General features: G+C 46.5%; 19 protein-coding genes and 2 pseudogenes. 14 read left to right on the top strand and 7 right to left on the bottom strand.

Translation table 11 applies throughout. The features are described 5' to 3' along the window. Positions 1-175: 175 nt before the first annotated feature. The 5 genes from J07HQW2_RS11640 (at position 176) to J07HQW2_RS11620 (ending at position 3,358) form a co-directional block, all read left to right on the top strand. Positions 176-370, top strand: a complete 195-nt coding sequence (locus tag J07HQW2_RS11640) for a cold-shock protein (RefSeq protein ID WP_014555275.1) — start codon at positions 176-178, stop codon at positions 368-370. Between the two features lie 122 nt (positions 371-492). Next, positions 493-903, top strand: coding sequence for a VanZ family protein (locus J07HQW2_RS19605; protein WP_021055727.1), 411 nt, complete (start codon positions 493-495; stop codon positions 901-903). A 7-nt stretch (positions 904-910) separates the two neighbouring features. Further along, entirely contained in the window at positions 911-1,624 is a 714-nt protein-coding gene (nucS, locus tag J07HQW2_RS11630; RefSeq protein WP_021055726.1) for an endonuclease NucS, read from the top strand. A 71-nt stretch (positions 1,625-1,695) separates the two neighbouring features. Then, positions 1,696-2,226, top strand: a complete 531-nt coding sequence (locus J07HQW2_RS11625) for a 50S ribosomal protein L16 (protein ID WP_021055725.1) — start codon at positions 1,696-1,698, stop codon at positions 2,224-2,226. 262 nt (positions 2,227-2,488) lie between these two features. Further along, positions 2,489-3,358: an ATP-grasp domain-containing protein gene (locus tag J07HQW2_RS11620; RefSeq protein WP_048075659.1), complete on the top strand. Its 870-nt coding sequence runs from the start codon at positions 2,489-2,491 to the stop codon at positions 3,356-3,358. Between the two features lie 371 nt (positions 3,359-3,729). On the opposite strand, the gene J07HQW2_RS11615 is transcribed toward J07HQW2_RS11620, so the two are convergent. Further along, positions 3,730-4,092 carry an Hsp20/alpha crystallin family protein gene (locus J07HQW2_RS11615; protein ID WP_021055723.1) on the bottom strand — a complete coding sequence of 121 codons (363 nt, stop codon included), beginning with the start codon at positions 4,090-4,092 and terminating at the stop codon, positions 3,730-3,732. 214 nt (positions 4,093-4,306) lie between these two features. Here J07HQW2_RS11615 and gap point away from each other — a divergent pair, with 214 nt between their 5' ends. From gap to J07HQW2_RS11600, 3 genes are all read left to right on the top strand, one after another. Further along, complete coding sequence (gene gap, locus J07HQW2_RS11610) at positions 4,307-5,356, top strand: type I glyceraldehyde-3-phosphate dehydrogenase (protein WP_021055722.1); 1,050 nt, start codon at positions 4,307-4,309, stop codon at positions 5,354-5,356. Between the two features lie 103 nt (positions 5,357-5,459). Beyond that, entirely contained in the window at positions 5,460-6,695 is a 1,236-nt protein-coding gene (locus J07HQW2_RS11605; protein WP_021055721.1) for a phosphoglycerate kinase, read from the top strand. Between the two features lie 162 nt (positions 6,696-6,857). After that, positions 6,858-7,487, top strand: a complete 630-nt coding sequence (locus J07HQW2_RS11600) for a riboflavin synthase (RefSeq protein WP_021055720.1) — start codon at positions 6,858-6,860, stop codon at positions 7,485-7,487. An 85-nt stretch (positions 7,488-7,572) separates the two neighbouring features. Here J07HQW2_RS11600 and J07HQW2_RS11595 read toward each other — a convergent pair whose 3' ends face one another. After that, complete coding sequence (locus tag J07HQW2_RS11595; RefSeq protein WP_021055718.1) at positions 7,573-8,577, bottom strand: PrsW family intramembrane metalloprotease; 1,005 nt, start codon at positions 8,575-8,577, stop codon at positions 7,573-7,575. Positions 8,578-9,013: 436 nt separating this feature from the next. On the opposite strand from J07HQW2_RS11595, the gene J07HQW2_RS11590 reads away from it, so the two are divergent. Beyond that, complete coding sequence (locus J07HQW2_RS11590; protein WP_021055717.1) at positions 9,014-10,516, top strand: ribonuclease FAU-1 family protein; 1,503 nt, start codon at positions 9,014-9,016, stop codon at positions 10,514-10,516. A 164-nt stretch (positions 10,517-10,680) separates the two neighbouring features. Here J07HQW2_RS11590 and J07HQW2_RS11585 read toward each other — a convergent pair whose 3' ends face one another. Together J07HQW2_RS11585 and J07HQW2_RS18625 are read right to left on the bottom strand one after the other, a co-directional pair. Further along, positions 10,681-11,130, bottom strand: a complete 450-nt coding sequence (locus J07HQW2_RS11585; protein WP_021055716.1) for an acyl-CoA thioesterase — start codon at positions 11,128-11,130, stop codon at positions 10,681-10,683. Positions 11,131-11,415: 285 nt separating this feature from the next. Continuing rightward, positions 11,416-11,577, bottom strand: a complete 162-nt coding sequence (locus J07HQW2_RS18625; RefSeq protein WP_021055714.1) for a hypothetical protein — start codon at positions 11,575-11,577, stop codon at positions 11,416-11,418. A gap of 151 nt (positions 11,578-11,728) precedes the next feature. On the opposite strand from J07HQW2_RS18625, the gene J07HQW2_RS11580 reads away from it, so the two are divergent. Beyond that, entirely contained in the window at positions 11,729-12,040 is a 312-nt protein-coding gene (locus tag J07HQW2_RS11580; protein WP_303704101.1) for a hypothetical protein, read from the top strand. A gap of 569 nt (positions 12,041-12,609) precedes the next feature. Here J07HQW2_RS11580 and J07HQW2_RS11575 read toward each other — a convergent pair. Next, the gene (locus J07HQW2_RS11575; RefSeq protein ID WP_021055712.1) at positions 12,610-12,825 is read right to left on the bottom strand and encodes a hypothetical protein; all 216 of its coding nucleotides are present in this window, start codon (positions 12,823-12,825) and stop codon (positions 12,610-12,612) included. A 79-nt stretch (positions 12,826-12,904) separates the two neighbouring features. Here J07HQW2_RS11575 and J07HQW2_RS11570 point away from each other — a divergent pair. Then, positions 12,905-14,146, top strand: a pseudogene (locus J07HQW2_RS11570) (RNA-guided endonuclease InsQ/TnpB family protein). A gap of 261 nt (positions 14,147-14,407) precedes the next feature. Here J07HQW2_RS11570 and J07HQW2_RS11565 read toward each other — a convergent pair. Next, positions 14,408-14,947 (bottom strand): annotated as a pseudogene (locus tag J07HQW2_RS11565) (MinD/ParA family protein). A gap of 219 nt (positions 14,948-15,166) precedes the next feature. Between J07HQW2_RS11565 and J07HQW2_RS11560 the strand changes: the two are divergent. From J07HQW2_RS11560 to ftsZ, 3 genes are all read left to right on the top strand, one after another. Continuing rightward, a complete protein-coding gene (locus tag J07HQW2_RS11560; protein ID WP_021055707.1) occupies positions 15,167-15,748 on the top strand; it encodes a double zinc ribbon domain-containing protein in 582 nt (193 codons plus the stop codon). A 207-nt stretch (positions 15,749-15,955) separates the two neighbouring features. After that, a complete protein-coding gene (locus J07HQW2_RS11555) occupies positions 15,956-16,135 on the top strand; it encodes a ribbon-helix-helix domain-containing protein (protein WP_048075267.1) in 180 nt (59 codons plus the stop codon). A 4-nt stretch (positions 16,136-16,139) separates the two neighbouring features. Next, positions 16,140-17,342, top strand: a complete 1,203-nt coding sequence (gene ftsZ / locus J07HQW2_RS11550; RefSeq protein WP_021055705.1) for a cell division protein FtsZ — start codon at positions 16,140-16,142, stop codon at positions 17,340-17,342. 980 nt (positions 17,343-18,322) lie between these two features. Here ftsZ and J07HQW2_RS11540 read toward each other — a convergent pair. Continuing rightward, positions 18,323-19,135 (bottom strand): class I SAM-dependent methyltransferase, encoded by an 813-nt coding sequence (locus J07HQW2_RS11540; RefSeq protein WP_048075658.1) that lies wholly within the window; start codon positions 19,133-19,135, stop codon positions 18,323-18,325. Positions 19,136-19,141: the final 6 nt, after the last annotated feature.

The raw sequence follows: 19,141 nt of genomic DNA, 5'->3' as shown, positions 1-19,141 counted from the left end.
CCTGATTTCGACAAAGTGAATCAAAAACTGTATCGACATATCAGCCCCTGATTTTCCTATCAATGTATGGGTTTATACGATATTAAGATTGTGTAGTGCGTAGACACAGATGTCTCGCCGTGGTATCACACATCGCACAACAGTTATGTGTAGCCAGGGAAATATTGTACTTGCAATGGCGCAAGGTACTGTCGACTTCTTTAACGACACAGGCGGTTACGGATTCATATCCACCGAGGATGCAGACGAGGATGTTTTCTTCCATATGGAAGATATTGGCGGTCCAGACCTCGAAGAAGGCCAAGATCTCGAGTTTGAAATTGTGCAAGCGGACAAGGGTCCGCGTGCGAAGAACGTCGAGCGCCTGTAACCCGGCATTGAAGTCGACACACACGTAGCGGACGGAGGCTGGCGGTCCGGCGGGCGGCAGAGTCCACTTCGGTTGCGACAGTTCTCTGAACCACTTTCTTCGATCAATAACCACGAATAGCCATGGGGTCGCCTCTGTGGATACTACAAACTAATCATCACAAGCAGTGGATAGCTCCTCTATGTTGTGCAGTTATTATCCTCATTGCATCTATTATTCCACTACGAGGTGGGGGTCATGCGGTCGGGATCGATACGATGTTTGAGATTCGCATGGATGTTGTTTTACATATAATTGGGTACGCCGTATTGGCATGGACAATTGTCAATACACAAAGATTCACTCCGAAAAACGGTCGAGATATGTTTATTGTGATCATTTTTGTAATCGCATACGGCATTGGAATAGAAGGACTCCAGATAATGATTCCGGCGCGGCAATTATCTTTCACTGATATACTTGCAAACACTGTGGGTGCTACCTCTATCTACACACGTTCGGTTTTTGATGTTGTAACACAACGATATCACTAGGTGGCCGATGTCCACAACAAGACTTTATCGACCCACACATCGAGATGCATTCGAGCTACTAGAGTCTGCATTCGAGAATGGACGTCTCCTAACAATGTTTGGTCGATGTGAGGTTCATTATGAGGGACGGGCAGCCTCGACATTAGGACCAGGACAACGACTTGTCATATACAAGCCTGATGGAACTGCACTTGTTCATACGAACGAGAGCCGTGAACCGGTCAATTGGCAACCCCCTGGGTCGACACACAATGCAAGTGTTCGTGACGGGCAACTTCAGATTCAAAGCACACGGAGTAATCCTACAGAGCAGCTTGATGTTTTATTTGAGCGCGTCGAGACAATATCTGCGTACGCGGTCACTGACCGAAGTGATCTTACATTAATTGGAAGTGAGGAGGATCTTCGACAGCGAATTCTAGATTCCCCAGATGTTATTGAAGACGGGTTTGATCCAATTGCGACTGAAAGACAGACAACAGCAGGTCCAATCGATATCTTTGGAAAAGATGCTGCTGGTCGACCTGTCGTTGTTGAATTAAAACGGCGGCGGGTTGGACCATCAGCTGCAAGCCAACTAAAACGATACGTCGAGGCAATCACAACAGAACTTTCGAATACTTCTACACGTGGAATACTCGTTGCCCCCTCAATTACTGATCGAACAGCTTCGCTACTTGATGAGTGGGACTTTGAGTACTGCTCGGTCGATATTGAATAATATGAGTGTCTCTCTTTGCTTCGAAGCGTTTTTAGCCTGTATAGCCGTGTGAGTATATAAGAACATACACAATGTCCGATAAGCCTGCCTCCATGTACCGGAAGCTCTCAAAGCCGTCTTACACGCGACGTGACTACGTCACTGGGATCCCCGGTTCGAAAATTGCACAGCACAATATGGGAAATCTTCAGACGGGACCACAAGATTACCCCGTCCAGATTAGTTTACGGATTGAAGAAGAATGTCAAATCCGTCACGGATCTCTTGAGTCTGCCCGCCTTTCAGCAAACCGAACGATGCTCAAACAGGTTGGGCAGGATAATTATAAGATGGTTCTTCGAAAATTCCCACATCAGATCCTCCGTGAGAACAAGCAAGCAACTGGTGCTGGCGCAGACCGAGTCTCAGATGGGATGCGACAAGCCTTCGGAAAGCCTGTCGGGACGGCTGCTCGTATTCAACAGAATGAGCGTGTATTCACTATTTATTGTGGGGTTGATGATGCCTCTGTTGCCAAGGATGGTCTTCGTCGAGCATATAATAAGATATCACCACCATGTCGAGTCGATGTTGAAAAAGGACAAAAACTGCTTATTTCCTAAGTTGATATCGTCAGCGACCGGGTTACAGTAAAAATTAATCATATCCCTACCCACAAATGCTGGAAGTTTTTATTTGTAATATATCTAAGTGCCTGTCAGCTCAAGGCTACTTCTTTCAGACCGTCTTTGTTACTCGAGGTGAGATCTGTATGTGGCGTTTTATTATACACAAAAGCGTCATCTAATAGCTATGATTTTCCCAGTTGTTGGCTCGTTCGAATTATTTATAGATGGTGTCACGCTTACTATACTGACATACGCGATGCTCACACTTGCTGTCACGACAGCTTCAACAACATTCACTCGAATGAAAGAGCCACTCGCTGATCGTGATATCACCGTTGAACACCTACAGGCGACTCAGCGAACAGTCGATCTTACGCAGTCACCAGCAGCTGAGTATGATGTTGGATTTGTGTATCCAGGGCGATTGATGGAAGGTGGGGTTATCTCGGCACGGCATAATATTCCATGGGTTAACGGTCGAGATGCAATAGTTACCTCGCGAAACAAAGCCGCTGTTCTCGCAACGCTTGCACAGACAAATATTCCAGTTCCTGAAACGCGCGTTATTTCAAACCCAATTGATCATGACGCAGTTATCGAAGCTGTTGATACGCTTTCATTTCCAGTTGTAATAAAGCCAAATTCAGCAACGCGTGGCATTGGGGTCACAACAGCGAGTGATATCGACTCATTGCTTGGTATCATCGACTATCTTGATCTTGTTCATGACTATCAAGCAACAGGTGATAAATCATATTTGATTCAAGAGTTTCTCCCAAATGCGCGAGATTATCGAGTGATGGTTGTCAACGGTAATGTCGTTGGTGGCGTTGAACGTCGGATATCCAATTCGCATGCTGATGTGGATAATGAACAGTGGAAACATAATGTTCACCGCGGAGCAACAGCTCATGGTGTTCAGATTCCAGATCAGTATCAAGAGTTAGCAATAAAAACCGCAGCAGTACTCGATATTAATTATCTTGGTGTTGATATTCTCGTCACTGACCAGCGAGCAGTTGTCTCTGAAACAAACGCACGACCAACAATCGATGATACAGAGAAATACGATGCTGATTTTTGGGATCAGCTCTCCACATTAATTCGTCAGACTGCGGAGGCATAAATTGATGATATCAATTCAGCATATCCCAACTGTTTCATTATACTTTACTTGAGACAATTGCCCAATCGCTACGCTGAGTCTCAGTATGGAGCCTAGCGGACTTGTCAATGATATTTCTATTCTGTATGTTTAACAGCTGCATACTACATGTCGATGTTTTTACACTGAGTTAGGACGTGTCGAACGATATTTTCATAGGTAGCATGCGAATTCACCCGGGGGGTTGTCATTGCGTGCGCAGACATACGCTTGGTGCATATCTTCGGTATAGTCCTACAGGAAGTTCAAGCTGATCACAACTAGTCAAAATTGATAACAGCGGAAGACAACCACCGAGAATTCAGAGGCAAAGAGTATGCTTCTTGTAGGAATTATTCGACATCAATTGCCGCTGAGTCATCTGATTTCTGAAATGATACCTGGAGAATACCATTATTGAACGACGCATCTGCGCTGTGTTCATCAACGCGTGTCGGCAGCTGAATTCGTTCATCATACTCACGACGATCACCCGCAGCTGAGATTGTCAATACGGTTCCATCGCATTGAAGCGTAATTGCGTCCTTTGTGACGCCTGGGAGATCAGCAACAACTCGAAGTTGATCATCGTCATTGTAAACATCAACGTGTGTCTCAGACGCAAATCCAGCAGCGCCATCGTCTGTCATCTCATTCATCATCCGCTCGATCCCATCGAAGAAGTCATCAAACGGATCGTCGGGGTCATCTCTCATTCATACGAATGTAAGTTATGTTCGATAAAAAGACTTCTCCTCAACTACATAGACTACGTGCTAAATTATTATTTACTTGTGATTCTAGCCGAAAATAACTGTGTATAATTGCTTGTCGAAGAGGTGGATTTCTATGAGCGTGAATGCTAGGTGTGGTTTAGTCACTATCATCGGAACATAGGGATTCAAGTATGTGTATGAAGTGTACTCACATATGAGTGAAAAATCAAATCTGTTCGCTGACCCCAGCAATGATGCCATTCGGGTTGGGTTAAACGGCTTTGGTCGAATCGGACGAAGCGTCCTCCGAGCAATCACTAACAACCCATCAATTGAGCTTGTCGGGATTAATGACGTTATGGAATTCGATGATATGGGTTATTTGGCAAAGTATGATACGGTTATGGGTCGGGGAGATGATATCTCACAAGATGGGGACGTGCTCACCATCGGCGATACGACTGTGCCATTATATAACATTCAAGATCCCACAGAATTGCCGTGGGATCAACTTGATGTCGATGTAACACTCGAGTGCACTGGCATTTTTCGAACTCGATCAGACGCTGCTGCACATCTAGAGGCAGGAGCAAATAAGGTGATTATTTCTGCACCACCAAAGGGTGATGAGCCAGTTAAGCAGATTGTGTATGGTGTCAATCATAACGAGTACGCCGGTGAGGATATCCTTTCGAATGCGTCCTGTACAACCAACTCTGTTACTCCAGTCGCAAAGGTCCTCAATGATGAATTTGGGATTGAGAGTGGTCTTTTGACGACCGTTCATGCATACACTGGAAGTCAGGCACTTATCGACAGTCCAATGTCAAAAACACGACGAGGACGGGCAGCCGCAGAGAACATTGTTCCGACCTCAACAGGAGCTGCACAGGCAACCACCGAGATACTTCCACAGCTTGATGGAAAACTCGATGGAATGGCAATGCGGGTTCCAGTACCGAATGGGTCAATTACAGAATTAGTTGTCGACTTATCGGCTGCACCAAGTGTCGAAGGTGTGAATAGTGCATTCCGCAATGCTGCTGACGACGGTCCACTTGCTGGTGTCTTAGGCTATACTGATGATGAGGTTGTTTCCTCAGATATCATTGGACTCCCATTTTCATCGATGGTTGATCTTAATTCGACTAATCAGGTGAACGCAGGAGGACTATACAAGATTTTAACCTGGTATGACAACGAGTTTGGATTCTCAAACCGGATGCTTGATCTTGCACAGTACATTACGAATACAAATACATAATTACGTACGTAATTGTGACCGTTAATCCGTCATGATATGACAGCACTTCAGTATCTTTCACCCAATAACCAACAGTCAATACCGAGAATTAACACTATCTTACATGTCTTCATTCGATACTATTGATACTCTCAATGCCGATACAGATATAGCCAGTGAAAAACGGGTTCTTGTCCGAGTTGACCTAAACTCACCTATCAGTGATGGCGCGGTTCAAGATAATCGTCGTTTTGAGCGTCATGCACAGACAGTGCAAGAATTATCGGACGCTGGATATCATGTTATTCTCCTCGCACATCAGGGTCGTCCTGGGGATGATGATTTTGTCTCACTTGAGGGACATGCATCAGTACTTGAAACATATCTTGACTGTGACGTCAAATTTATCGATGACACTTACGGCAGCCGGGTTGGCGAGTCAATCGGTGTAACTGAGCCTGGAGATGTATTATTACTAGAAAACACACGTATGTGTGAAGACGAACTCCCCGAGGCAGACCCAGAAACAAAAGCTGACACAACATTCGTGCAGTCATTGTCTGGTCATGTAGACGCATATGTAAATGACGCATACTCGGCTGCCCATCGCTCACATGCGTCTCTTGTTGGGTTTCCTAGCGTACTTCCCTCATATGCTGGTCGTGTGATGGAGACCGAATATGAAGCTAATACTGCTATTGCGAAGAAAGAATTTGATGGCACCGTCATCATGGCTGTTGGCGGGACGAAAGCGACTGACGTTATTGATGTAATAGATAATCTTGGCGAGAGTGTTGATTCATTTTTATTGGGTGGGGTTGTAGGTGAGTTATTCCTCCGTGCCTCAGATATTCCAGTTGGTTTTGATATTTCCTCTGAAACTGACCGGTATGATACACAGTGGGAACGCAATAGCGAGGTGATTAATTCAATCCTTACAGATCACGCTGATCAGATAACGCTTGCAAACGATCTTGCATATGATGATGCGGGTGAGCGTGCAGAGGTCGCCGTCGATTCAATCACTGATAAGAGTGTTTCCTTCATGGATATCGGAACTGCGACAGCAGAACTGTACGCCGATATGATTCGCGATGCTGATGCAGCCTTTGTCAAAGGTGCTCTTGGTGTGTTCGAAAATAAAGACTTTGCTGTTGGAACAGTGCAAGTATTGGAAGCGATTGCAGAGACTGAGTGTTTTTCTGTTGTCGGTGGAGGCGATACGTCTCGAGCGATTGAGATGTATGATATGAATAAAACAGACTTTGATCACGTTTCAATTGCCGGTGGAGCGTATATTCGTGCCCTGACTGGAGAACCCCTCGCTGGTATAGAAGCATTAGAATCTGAGACTGTGTGAGGTCTAACGTTCAGATTGTTTTTATTCTGAGTTCCCCTCTAGTTAGAGCGAGAGTGTTTCGGGGCTTGCCCCCGAGGTTGTTCACTGTAAGGTAATCTGGATAAGCCAGTCATCCATCCAGTGATTCGGGAGTTTTTTTCGCGTCCGTCCCAACCCTATTGTATGTTTACTGGTATTGTCGAAGGAACTGGGGTAGTCACCGCAGCAACGACAGATGAGGGTGGTCGACGGCTTCGTATTGAGCCGCCCACAGCGATTGATGCAGCACAGCTCCAACATGGGCAGTCTATTGCCGTGAGTGGTGCATGCCTCACCGTCGAGTCGTCTGAATCGGCGGCAGCAGATACGGACGGTTGGTTTGAGGTATTCCTTGCGGCTGAGACTGTCGATAAAACATACCTAGGTGAAGTCAATGTTGGTGATCGCGTGAATATTGAGCGCGCGCTCGCAGCCAATGATCGATTTGATGGACACCTTGTCCAAGGTCACGTTGACATGACGGCTCAGGTAACATCGATTGATCGTGTTGGTGATGATTGGACCTTTGGGTTTGATCTACCCACATCGATTGCGCCGTATGTTGTCCAGAAAGGATCAATCACTATCGATGGGATTAGTCTCACAATTGCTGAGCGTGACGCAGAAGAATTCAGTGTAGCAATTATTCCAACAACGTATGAGGTGACAACGCTTTCAGATAAGGCTGTAGGCGACCCTGTTCATCTTGAGGTCGATGTCGTTGCAAAATATGTTGAACAACTAACGAGCGGGTATCGTGAAGCCGATATATAACGATCCTTTATGTTCAATTTAATTGCACGGTCATGGCTTCCGATCCGTGGAGTCGGGGTGGATATGTATCATATAACTTCATCAGTTACTGAGTCACGTCGCTTTCATCTGGGGAAATCTCAGCTTCTCTATCTGTAGAATGCACACGCTGGTAGCTGTTGCAGTATCGCCGTATCTTAATAAATAACATTAGACCGAATACGCTATCGTAGGAAATAACATAAATAAGATATGGGATAATCCCGCTAAACCCGGTGACTGACGCGATAAGTCCAGATCCAACTCCAACAGTCGCGTTATACATTGCATGAATCACTGCTGCGAGCAATATTCCCTTCATGATGATTGGTCCTCGTTGACCAGGATTAAATTTTGCAAGACCAAGATAGTAACCAGCAATTGCTGAGTATATTACATGACCAGGACCAGCAAGTGCTCTAACAGCCGTTATGCCGCCACCAGCACCAATAAGCCCTAAACCAATGTCAAGTCCACTATTTGGTAGTTGTCGAGCAATATACAGTGCATTTTCGATAACCGCAAATCCTAATCCAGCCATCGCACCGTAAACGGCGCCATCAAGAACAGAATCAAACCGATCATCACTATATGCATACAGTCTGACAGCTAAAAGTTTAACAGATTCCTCAATTGGACCAACGACGACGAAGAAGAATATAATTGAGCTAATAAATCCAAGTCCAACGAAGTATGGTCTTAAAACTGTATTAAGAACAGCTGCAAAGTTTGCTGTAAGGACGCCAAGTAAAAATGTAGCAACAAGCAATGATATTGGTTCAGTTTCTGTGATGTCTGTCAGTGACACATACACAGCAAGTCCAACGGCTGGGATTGCTGATAGAGCGGTTAATATTCCTGTTTGTGGATCCGTGAGCGCAGCAAGACCACCAACAGCAAGCAACAGTATCAATGCTATGAGGATAATGACGACGCGGGCAGACCCTGCAAGAAGCCACCAAAGCACAGAGGCAACTCGATCAGTGTTGCTACGAACTTCCCATGTTGCAATGTCATAGAGGTCGAGTGAATCATCAGCCGCCTCCTCGATGGGGTCTTCAGGTTTGACCATCGTATACACGTCAATTATTACTAATTGAACATATCAGTTGTCGTGAGTCCTCTTGTGGTCGAGCCTGAGATATTCCTTGTGTCGCGTGAACGGTCCGTTACTCAACCCCAAAGAGCGCGAGTCCGTGTACTCATTCGATGAGCGAAACCAACTAGCTAGAAAGAGAGTACACCCAGGAAATCTGATTGAGTCCTTTTGATAAATGAGATTTCAGCATCTACGTGAGTCGAATCCATACAAAGGCTTAGCGATAGTATCAATGTTTATCAATTTTCATAATAGTTGAATTGGGTATGGTATTTGCTAAAAATTAATTATAGTCCTTAATTCTGTAAGCCAGTCATGGCTGATACTGACTGCATTCTGGTTAATTAAAAAGTCAGCAAAGCAAGTTAGGACCGATAGTATTCAAAATCGTCCATGCATATGTGCTGTTATGGGAACTGACGATCATACCGCTCGTGTTAGTGTACGTGGCATATACGCCACGGCGGTAACAAAGCGTCTTCTTGACGCTGATTACGACATAGTTCAGGCTTCATCAGTGATTCGGGAACGATTTGAGAATGACTTCGATGATGTATATCACACCGTAAGGGTCAGTACAACAGATGATTCTCAGGGGGTAGGTATACATGGGGCGGAGTCTGGGGTGAAATCGGTTACGGATGTGCTCACTGCATGCGGACGGGATTCGCTTGCGTGGGATGATATAACGCCACCAGGAACTGTGTTCACCGCGCAAATTACAGAAACACAAGGCTCTGGTGCGATCTGTGCACTCATCCCGAAAGCAGAAATTGACACTAACACTGACTTTGATGATGTAGACATAGCAGATGAGAGTATCGCCAAAGGGTATCTACCGTATGACAATACTGAAGAATACATTGAACAGGGTGAGGTAGTGACCGTTCAAGTTCATGATAGTATGCCACCATGGAATAAAACCGATTATGAGACAGATGCAGTAGTCGGAACAACATTACGAGCGGATGGTGGACTTGCAATGCTCATAAAGGGTCATGACGGTATTACAGTTGATTCATACGATAGTGAGGCAGCGCGGGAACTCGCTGGGATGGTTGAGCTTATAGATATTGATCTGCCGGAAGGATGGGGAGTTGAATGGACTCATGCGGCAACACAGGCATCACTCACAGCATTAGAGTCGGGACTTGAGCGAGCTATCGAACGTGCTGAGGCAGTATCCGAAAGAGTGGGGACTGAAGAAGCGACACCGACAGGGCGGTGGCTCTGGTTCGGTCGTGAATCGCGGTTTGCGTTGGATGAAATCAGACGAGATGTTCTGACCACAATGCAGGGTCATCATCGAATAAAGGCTGCAGGAGAAGCCGCAAGTGCTGGTGTCGACCTTGCTGAGGCGCTATGTGGGAGTGCTAAAGATATTAATTCAGGGAACGATAGTGAATTTCCGTTTGGAGTAGTGACGCAACAATTTGGACCAACAAAAGGGGAGCGAGTCGAACTCTACCATGGAAAGCCGGAGGGTCATGCATTCTCGTTGGGTGAAGGAGAAGTCACTGATTGGGACGCTGATGGGACTATCGAAGTAACACGAAGGATAACCGGGCATGGAAGTGGCACGTACGATGCACTTGGGACCCCTCGTGAATCCGGTGATACAGCCGTCACGAAAGTCCGAGAGGGGCGATGGTGGTATCCAACGGTGTACCGGAGTCGTGACGGTGATCATAAAGGAACGTATGTGAATATATGTACGCCTGTAGAGTGCTTTCCCGAGTCAGTCCGATATGTTGATCTTCATGTTGATGTCATTAAATATCCGGATGGAACGGTGGAACGTGTTGATGATAATGAACTTAATACAGCAGTTGCCGCAGGACACATTCCATCACCGCTCGCTGAAAAAACACGGAATGTTGCTAGCAGTCTCGAACGAGCACTTGAGAAATGACGACCGGTCAATTATGAGTTAGTTATTGAACAGACACCAACATATGAATAAGTGATATCGAGTGTTGCAAATATGAGGGCTTGTCATGAGTGATCTCATGAAGAGATAATAGGGACATTTGATATATCTAACAGTAATCTGAAACTTACGTACGGTGATTGCTCTTAGGAACTCATATCACGTTCGCCTTCAAGTGCATCTTCGCGGAGTTTACGACAGCGCTCTGATTCAACAGAGAGATCTGTGACCGTCGTTGGGTTCATATCCTCGTCGACAGCGACAAACACAAAATATGATTCGGTTGTTCGTTCGCGAGTGCCAGTCTGTGGATTTTCTCGGTATGCTCGAAGTCGAACACGAATTGAGGTCTCTCCGGTTGCGTACGCATATGACTCAATAATACAGGTATCACCTTGTGGAATTGGGCGTTCAAAATCCAATCGGTCGATACGAGCGGTGACACATGTATTGCCCGCATGGCGCATTGCTGACATCGCGCCGACCTCATCCATCCACTTGGCAACATTCCCTCCATGTGCGGTACCGTAATTATTTACATCGTCTGGTTGAACTCGCTCGCGATTTTCAATATATGTCGCAGTAACACTACTCATACGTACAATAGTTCATCATGACAATTGAGGGTTCTGACGGTGGAGATACTGTTTTAAACGTCAAGAAAGTGGATGCTTCGGGGATAAGCTCCGAGGTACTTCATCAGTAAGCCTGTCGGGTTCACTCATAGCAGTATTATAATAGTATAAAATACAGTTCAGTGATTTATATCAGCATATGAATATATGTATATTTGTAATGTATTCACTTGTTGGCAATGGGATCCTCAAAAAAGTGGTAGCTCTATGCGACGTGTGTCGCGTGCGACAGTCAACAGTATCCAGCTACTCGTCGTCGTCGCCGCCGTCAGTGACAATACGGACGTCTTCAGCTTCGTCCATATCGGCAAATGGCGACTCAGGTTCGTCTATCTCTTCTTTTGCTTCCTCATCTTCATTTGTTGACTCATACGCCCAATCGTCCGTGTAGTCACCAAAGTGGCACATTGTTGTAATCCAACTGAACGAAAGAAATCTAAACCTTTAAACTTTAATTATGTCCAAATATTTACACTACGTCATACACCGAAAGCACAGTCTCAGTTGCCGGGGCATACAAGTACGACAAGACCATATTGTGTTTCGTATGAAAAGTCCGATGTGCTCATCTGATGATAATGAATCGGAGGATAAGAATGCAAAGCGTGGAGCAAAATTTGGGAGTCAAGTTGGTGCTGCTGCAGGCGCTCGTGTCGGTCCATTTGTGACCGGACTTTCATCTGGACTTGGAGGCGCAGTTGGTTACCTCGTCGGTAGTGTCGTTGATGATGTTGCTGATACTGCAAAGCCGATGACTGATGGTGGACAGCAGCCATCGGACGATTATTCTCGCGAGGGGTCGTGCGCTGGTGAGGAAGTCACCATTCCAGTGCAGACAGAGACAACGAAATCAACAGACCAAAGTGACTGATTACAGTAATAACGACGGGTATGACATAATAATACCATCGGTACCGTATATTTGGATCACATTTGTCAAGTTTCTATGATTTGTCTTGCTCATGAATATGACATGCTATTCACCAGATGAACCACCCAAATCCGTCACAGGGTCGTCGCTGCTTGTTTCAGTATCAGGAGTTTTCAACTCAGACTCACTCTCGTGTGCATTGTTTGTCCTCTGTTGAGTGGCATTATTGACTGTCCGGTTTACACAGAGTGAACTACCCCGCTCACTCGCTCAGTTTGTTCGTTTCTTAACGAAGGGAGCTTAGTTCCCTAGTTTTCAATTAAATTATGTTTTTAGAGGTCTCAGATGAGCCTAATTGGTCAGTGAATCCCCACTCGGCTGCCCGTGCTTCCTTCATGATTGACTCAATTCGGTCGGTATCTGCGAGGAATGCCTCAGCCGCAGTCTGTATATCGATATCATCAACCCATGTTTGCGGAGCAGTATCACGAATCTAATCGATAATTGTGGCGTCATCAGTGAGTTGAGAAACCGGTGCCGTCGGAGTTACGGCGAATGAATTGGTTATATTATGATGAAGACTCATCAGAACCGTCGCAGGAAGTATACATATCAACATGAGGGGTAGCGCTATCTGATACGGCATCAATTGCATCAGAACCAACAACATGATTATAGAAAGACAAGGTGAATACACCCGCCTTACCGTGAGCAGAGAGTGTTCCGACAACCGTCGGAATCGAGTGACGAACAGGTGGGTGATGAAACCGATATGAGTGAGTCATATCCACACCATCGTAGTATGACCGAATATTCCACCGACGCTTTGTAATATGAAAACTCCATAACATGTTATGCAGCCTGATGCTGGACACAACCTGCACATACGTCGCCAAGATCACGAACCACCAACAGGTTCGGGACGATCTCGACGCTTGCGGGTTCTCCGCGTCGAAACTGTGGAACGTCGGACGCTACTATATCCAAGAGCAATGGGATGAGACGGGTGAAATTCCTGAAGAGGATGAGCTAAAATCGACATTGAAAAACCACGAACGCTATACTGACCTCCACTCACACTCAACTCAGCGAGAGTTCTTGAAGAACTTGCTGAGGCGTTCAGCGGATGGTACAATTCCGATGCCGATGACGGCAACAACCCACCGGGATACCGAAAACGTGGTGACGACCACCCACGCTCAACAGTCACATGGAAAAAAAGTATCAGACACGACGCAAAACACGGGCAGATCCGACTGTCTAAGGGGTTCTGAAGCATAGTCGATCAGATTTCATACTCGTTGAATACGAGACACGCCCCGATGTGACTGTTGAGAACATCCAGCAGGCACGGGCGGTTTGGAATGGCAACTGCTGGGAAATCCATCTTGTCTGTAATAATCAAATCTCCGTTGAGGATGCTCCCGGCGACAACACAGCTGAGATCGACCTCGGAATTAGTAACTACCTCGCTATTGACTATGAAGACGGTGCGAGCGAGTTGTACCCGGGGAATAAGCTCAAAGAAGACAAACACTATTTCACTCAAAATGAATACCAGACCGAAGGTGAGAACGGCCCTCAGACCGGGCACTGAAAGCCCGCCGAACACTCTCAGGTCGGAAAGACCACTTCCTGCATACACTGTCGAAACATATCGTTGAGCAGTGTGTCGCTAACGATATTGGCGAGATAGCTGTTGGTGATCTCAGTCTCAGTGATATTCGTGAGGACAGTGGTGAGTCCCGCAACCGGGGGCACGCAGGCAACAAGGAGTTACACGGTTGGGAGTTCGCACGATTCACCGATCTGTTGGAGTACAAGGCTGAAGAACACGGCATACTGGTGACACGGACTGATGAGGAACACACCAGTAAGACGTGCTCGTGTTGTGGTCAAATCAGCGATAGCAACCGTGTTGAGCGTGGGCTGTACGTCTGTGATTCGTGCGGTGTACCGATGAACGCAGATGTGAACGGTGCGGTGAATATCCGCCGAAAGATAACTCAGAGTCCCCCAACGAGGGATATGAGTAACGGCCGTTTGGCACGGCCCGGAGTCTTCCTGTTCGACCGCGAGAGCGGGTCGTTCAACACGAGAGAATAGGGAGTCTGCAAACCCTAATCTCCCACCGCTCGGGATTCACCCGTGTTTACGCGGGCGAGGATGTCAATAGTGTGATATGCAGTCATCGGGACTCCCTGCTCAAACGTAATCACTGCTCGGTCATCATCGGCAGTGAGGATTGAGCTCTGTGGTTCAAAAGCGATGTATCCAGTCAGCGATTGAGTAAGTGTCTCAGCAATATCTGCATCAGTGCTAGATTAACGCAGGTCACCAGTTGGAATCTGTTCATAAAGTGCCACTTTACGGACGCTCGGGGATTACAACATCTTGAAATCGGTCAGCAACGCCGATTGCATCATCATCAGCATCTCCATCACAGATATCAACTGCAACTGCTGCACGTTGGAAAGGGCTTGCCGCGGTCGTTTCTGGGGCATGTGCAAGAAGCGTTCTACCAGCCTGTCGAGTCATATACGGAGAGCATTGCTTTCAGGGACCATGACAAGTGTATTGACAGTAAAATATCGTGTTGCCTGTTCAGCAACCATCTCAATAGTTTCATTTGATTGAACTCAATTAAAAATGATACCACCGATTGTTGTTCCGTACGCCCGCGCATGTTCTTGATAGACCACCTGAGAATGACGGAACAGTTGGCTGCGGGATAATCACAAAACGATCTGCAAGGACGATCGGGAATACTGCGCATTTCGATTCCAATGGTGCTGAATCAAGAAGAATAATGTCGGTGTCAGCCGCGAGTGCCATCCCAAGTGCGAGTGTACTTGTTGTGTTTCCTGTGTCGCCTTTTCGGCTCGCAACGGCAAACGCTTCAACCATATCTCTCGCTCGCAGTGAGAAATAAAAAGTGTTTGAATTCAACACGGTGGTCAGATGATAGCTGAGTCTCGGTTATGTTGAGATATATCGGGGTACTCAGCTTATTTCATTTGTCGATTATCTAAGTTGTACAAGATTTTCTACAATATGTTTGAAACACGCATGACACACGTCAGACAAACACGAAGTATTAATTCAATCAAAAGCAACTTGTCGTTAATGAGCAAAATCACCTTTCGTGCCGACGATAATCTCGTCGAGCAACTCGAAGGGATCAAACAGTCAAAAAGTGAGGTGATGCGTGAGGCACTCCGGGCATATCTTGAGAATAGAAAAGCTGGATACGAAAACAAAAGTGAGACTGTTAATGATGAAATTGGTTCAGAGTTTTTATCACCAGATGAAAGAAGTGCTCAAAGTGCTGATCATCCTATGACAGAGAGTAAAAATCATACCGCACAGTCTATTGATCGGGAAGTAACTGTAAACATTGTCCTCGATGGTGAGCCGGAAGCTGTTTACACCGATAGACAAGAAGGTACAGCCGCGGAGCCAACTGAAGAGTTAGATATTGCTGTTGAGACTGAGGCAGATCGTAAGACATCACATAGCGAAGAGACATCAAAGTGTAATAAGTGTGGAAAGGTAATTACAGACAGTCAAGTGTACTGTCCAAATTGTGGCGAGAAGGCAACACACCGGGCTTTCTGTGAGTGTGGCGATGAGATCCAGTCAGACTGGGCGTTCTGTCCTAGCTGTGGTCGGCGGACATCTGCTGCGGATGTACTTGAATCATCGTAATGATTTACAGAGATTATGTGACTCTTTGATTGAATTTGTCTTACTTTGGTCGATAGATTTATAACTCATCGCTATATGTGTATGACTGCGTAAGACGGTGTATGACACACAGCACATTTGAGTGCAATATCGGTTCAGTACCGGTTGAAATTGTCTCTAAAAGCATTCACTGGAATGCGCGAGCCGTCTTACCGGGGGAATGTAACTATGGAGCGTGTGACACTACGAATTCCGAAGCAGCAGATAGAGGAAGTCGAACAAATGGTTGAAACGGGCGAGTTTCCGAATCGATCGGAAGCCATTCGTTCGGCGGTGCGTGAAATGATTAACGAACAACAAGACGATCATCACGAGTCGTCCGGTAAACATACGTGGGCAAAGGTGTAAGACGATGCAAGATATCGTTGAAGAGGCGATGAAGCGTGATGAAGAAGAGCGCGATGTTGGCGATCAAACTGGAGACGGTACAGAAGACTTCGGTAGCCCACGGATTGTGATCGTTGGTGCTGGTGGCGCAGGTAACAATACCGTCAACCGGTTGTATAACATCGGTGTTGACGGTGCTGATACAATCGCAATTAATACTGATAAACAACATCTGAAGATGATCGAAGCCGATACCAAGATCCTCGTTGGGAAGTCCTTGACGCAGGGACTTGGTGCCGGTGGCGACCCATCGATGGGCGAGCGGGCAACAGAAATGGCACAGGGGACTATTAAAGATGTCCTTGGTGAAGCTGATCTTGTCTTTGTTACCGCTGGAATGGGTGGCGGGACCGGAACAGGCGCTGCGCCTGTCATCTCAAAGATTGCGAAAGAACAAGGTGCAATCGTCGTCGGGATGGTTTCGACACCATTCAACGTTGAGCGTGCACGAACGGTGAAAGCTGAAGAAGGACTTGAAAAACTTCGTAATGAAGCTGACTCGATTATTGTCCTTGATAATAATCGGCTTCTTGATTACGTCCCGAATTTGCCTATTGGGAAAGCCTTCTCAGTGATGGATCAGATTATCGCTGAGACTGTTAAAGGAATCTCAGAAACAATTACGCAGCCATCATTGATTAATCTCGACTACGCAGATATGTCGACGATTATGGACCAGGGCGGTGTTGCAGTCATGCTCGTCGGTGAAACGCAAGATAAGAATAAGACACAAGAGGTTGTCAACGACGCAATGAATCATCCATTGTTAGATGTTGATTATCGTGGTGCATCAGGTGGGCTTGTTCATATAACCGGTGGTCCTGATCTAACGCTGAAAGAGGCAGAGGGCATTGCAGATAGCATCACCGAGCGACTTGAAGCAAGTGCAAATGTGATTTGGGGTGCACGAATTCAAGAAGAATACAAAGGAAAGGTCCGCGTGATGGCCATCATGACAGGTGTCCAGTCTGCACAGGTACTAGGACCATCAACGCAAAAACAAGCTGATGCTTCGCGTCGTAGTCTTGAAGATTCAGGGTCTGAATTCAACTCCACGCAGGGTAACACTGCAAATGGATCAACTTCAGACGCTGGATCGACCGGATGGCAGTCTGATGGAGGTCGTGCGCCGCGGGAGAAACAACACGGGCTTGATGTCATCCGCTGATTACGCGTAATCCTTTTTCCTAGACAAACTTGCATTGGCTGGTTCAATTATCTTATTATTGACTGTTCTGCTATTGTAATTATACAGAATCAAGGAGAATACCTGCGCCTTGAGCCGCAGGACAGGATAGGATAGGATGAAACCGACACCCGAGTAACAATCCACGGTGTGATAGCCAGCCCGAGATGTCACAATCCATCGTTTCAACTGGCAGGCAATCATCTTGAAGGATAGGAATTGAGCCAGAACAGAGTGATTCTGCTGAGTCCTCCGATGGCGGCCTGCCCGCCCCGCCCCGCCCCAAGCAACCCAACCAAGCAATAATCGAATCGAATCGGACCCAGTCGATAACCAGCGTATTCTCACAGAATACGACTCGACTGGACTTGACTCGACTGGAATCACTGACTCGACAGTTGACTGCTGTAAGCACAACTCACAGGAACTCCGAGTCCGTGTCCGTGTCCGTGTCCGTTGAGGTCTGCTGGAGTTCCCGAGGCAAACCCAACTCTGGGAGTCCGCATATGACGGAGGATAGGAGTGGAGTCCCGGGGACGGGGCTGGGGCTTGGCACTCCCATCGCCAGCAGTCCTGTCCCACTACACTCTACTCGCCACAGTCCACGAGCATCCCTTCAGATTCTTCCCGTCTGGATGCTCGGTGGGACTGCAACCCTGAAATCTCCAACACTAACGCTCACGCTCAGGATTCCTCCGCCTAAAAGCGGAGGATGTCAATGAAACTACAGATATGTGTAGTAGACGTCTGACGCCTTCTTACAGCCTCAGTTGTATTATTTCGTCTTATTATTTTGTAACCGATGGATATAATTAGAGCAGATTTGTTGCGCGTCACACAGAACAGAAATGATATTATCAGCAGCTGTTGCGTTAGTAATTTAATCATTATACAACCGGCGCAAGTCGGCGACTCGGCGTGAGTATGTTAATATGCTTGATATCAAGATAATTCGTAATACGCTATTGACCGGTTGAGGGTACACGACCAACAACAACATCAAATGGGATAATCTCTGTACGGCGATACGTTTTATTACGTATCTGATCGATAACTGCCCGTCCCATTGCACGCCAGTCACGTCGAAGGGTATCATACGCATCAGGTGAAAGCTCTCGACGGAGCTCAGTGTAGTGATTTCGTAATGCAGTACCGTGCGCTTTTCTGGCTGCTGCGGTCAAGGCAGTATCATCATATGGCGGTTCAGTTGTCCTGTGATGGTAATGTCGTCGGTGGAGAATGTTATTTAATCCTGCCTCATCAAATGCTGCTGTCAGACGATCACCAAGCGCAACATCGGTTTGAACGCCGGCAATATATGCCTCGCGTGCTTGACGTTCTATGTCAGCTTCAGTCTTGACGGTCGATGAAACGCTGACAGCAGCATTATCGGGTTCAACCGCAGCAACAAGTGCACATGAAACATGAGTAAATGTCTGAAGAATATCGATTGGATTTGGAAGATTGCTTAATAACGCTTGACAAGTCACAAGATCAACGGCATCAGACCGGATTGGGAGTTGAGTTGCATCACCTATAATCGTCGACAGACCAGTTTCTGAATGTGCAATGGAAAGTAATTCAGAGTCCAGATCAAGACAGATGACATCACCGGGAGATTCTGCATCAAGAACCTGTGCGAACTCACCTGTTCCCGCTCCAACGTCAAGAATACGAGTTCTATCTTCGAGTGAGAGCGGTTTCAGTGCCGCGCGCGAATCAGCCCACAGTCCGCGACGGGTATGTGTAAGATATTCGGATGAAAACTCTCGCACGAGACG

The sequence above is a fragment of the Haloquadratum walsbyi J07HQW2 genome (genome assembly GCF_000415985.1).
In the GTDB taxonomy this organism is placed as follows: Archaea; Halobacteriota; Halobacteria; order Halobacteriales; family Haloferacaceae; genus Haloquadratum; species Haloquadratum walsbyi_B.
This window is presented reverse-complemented; position numbering and strand designations above follow the sequence as displayed.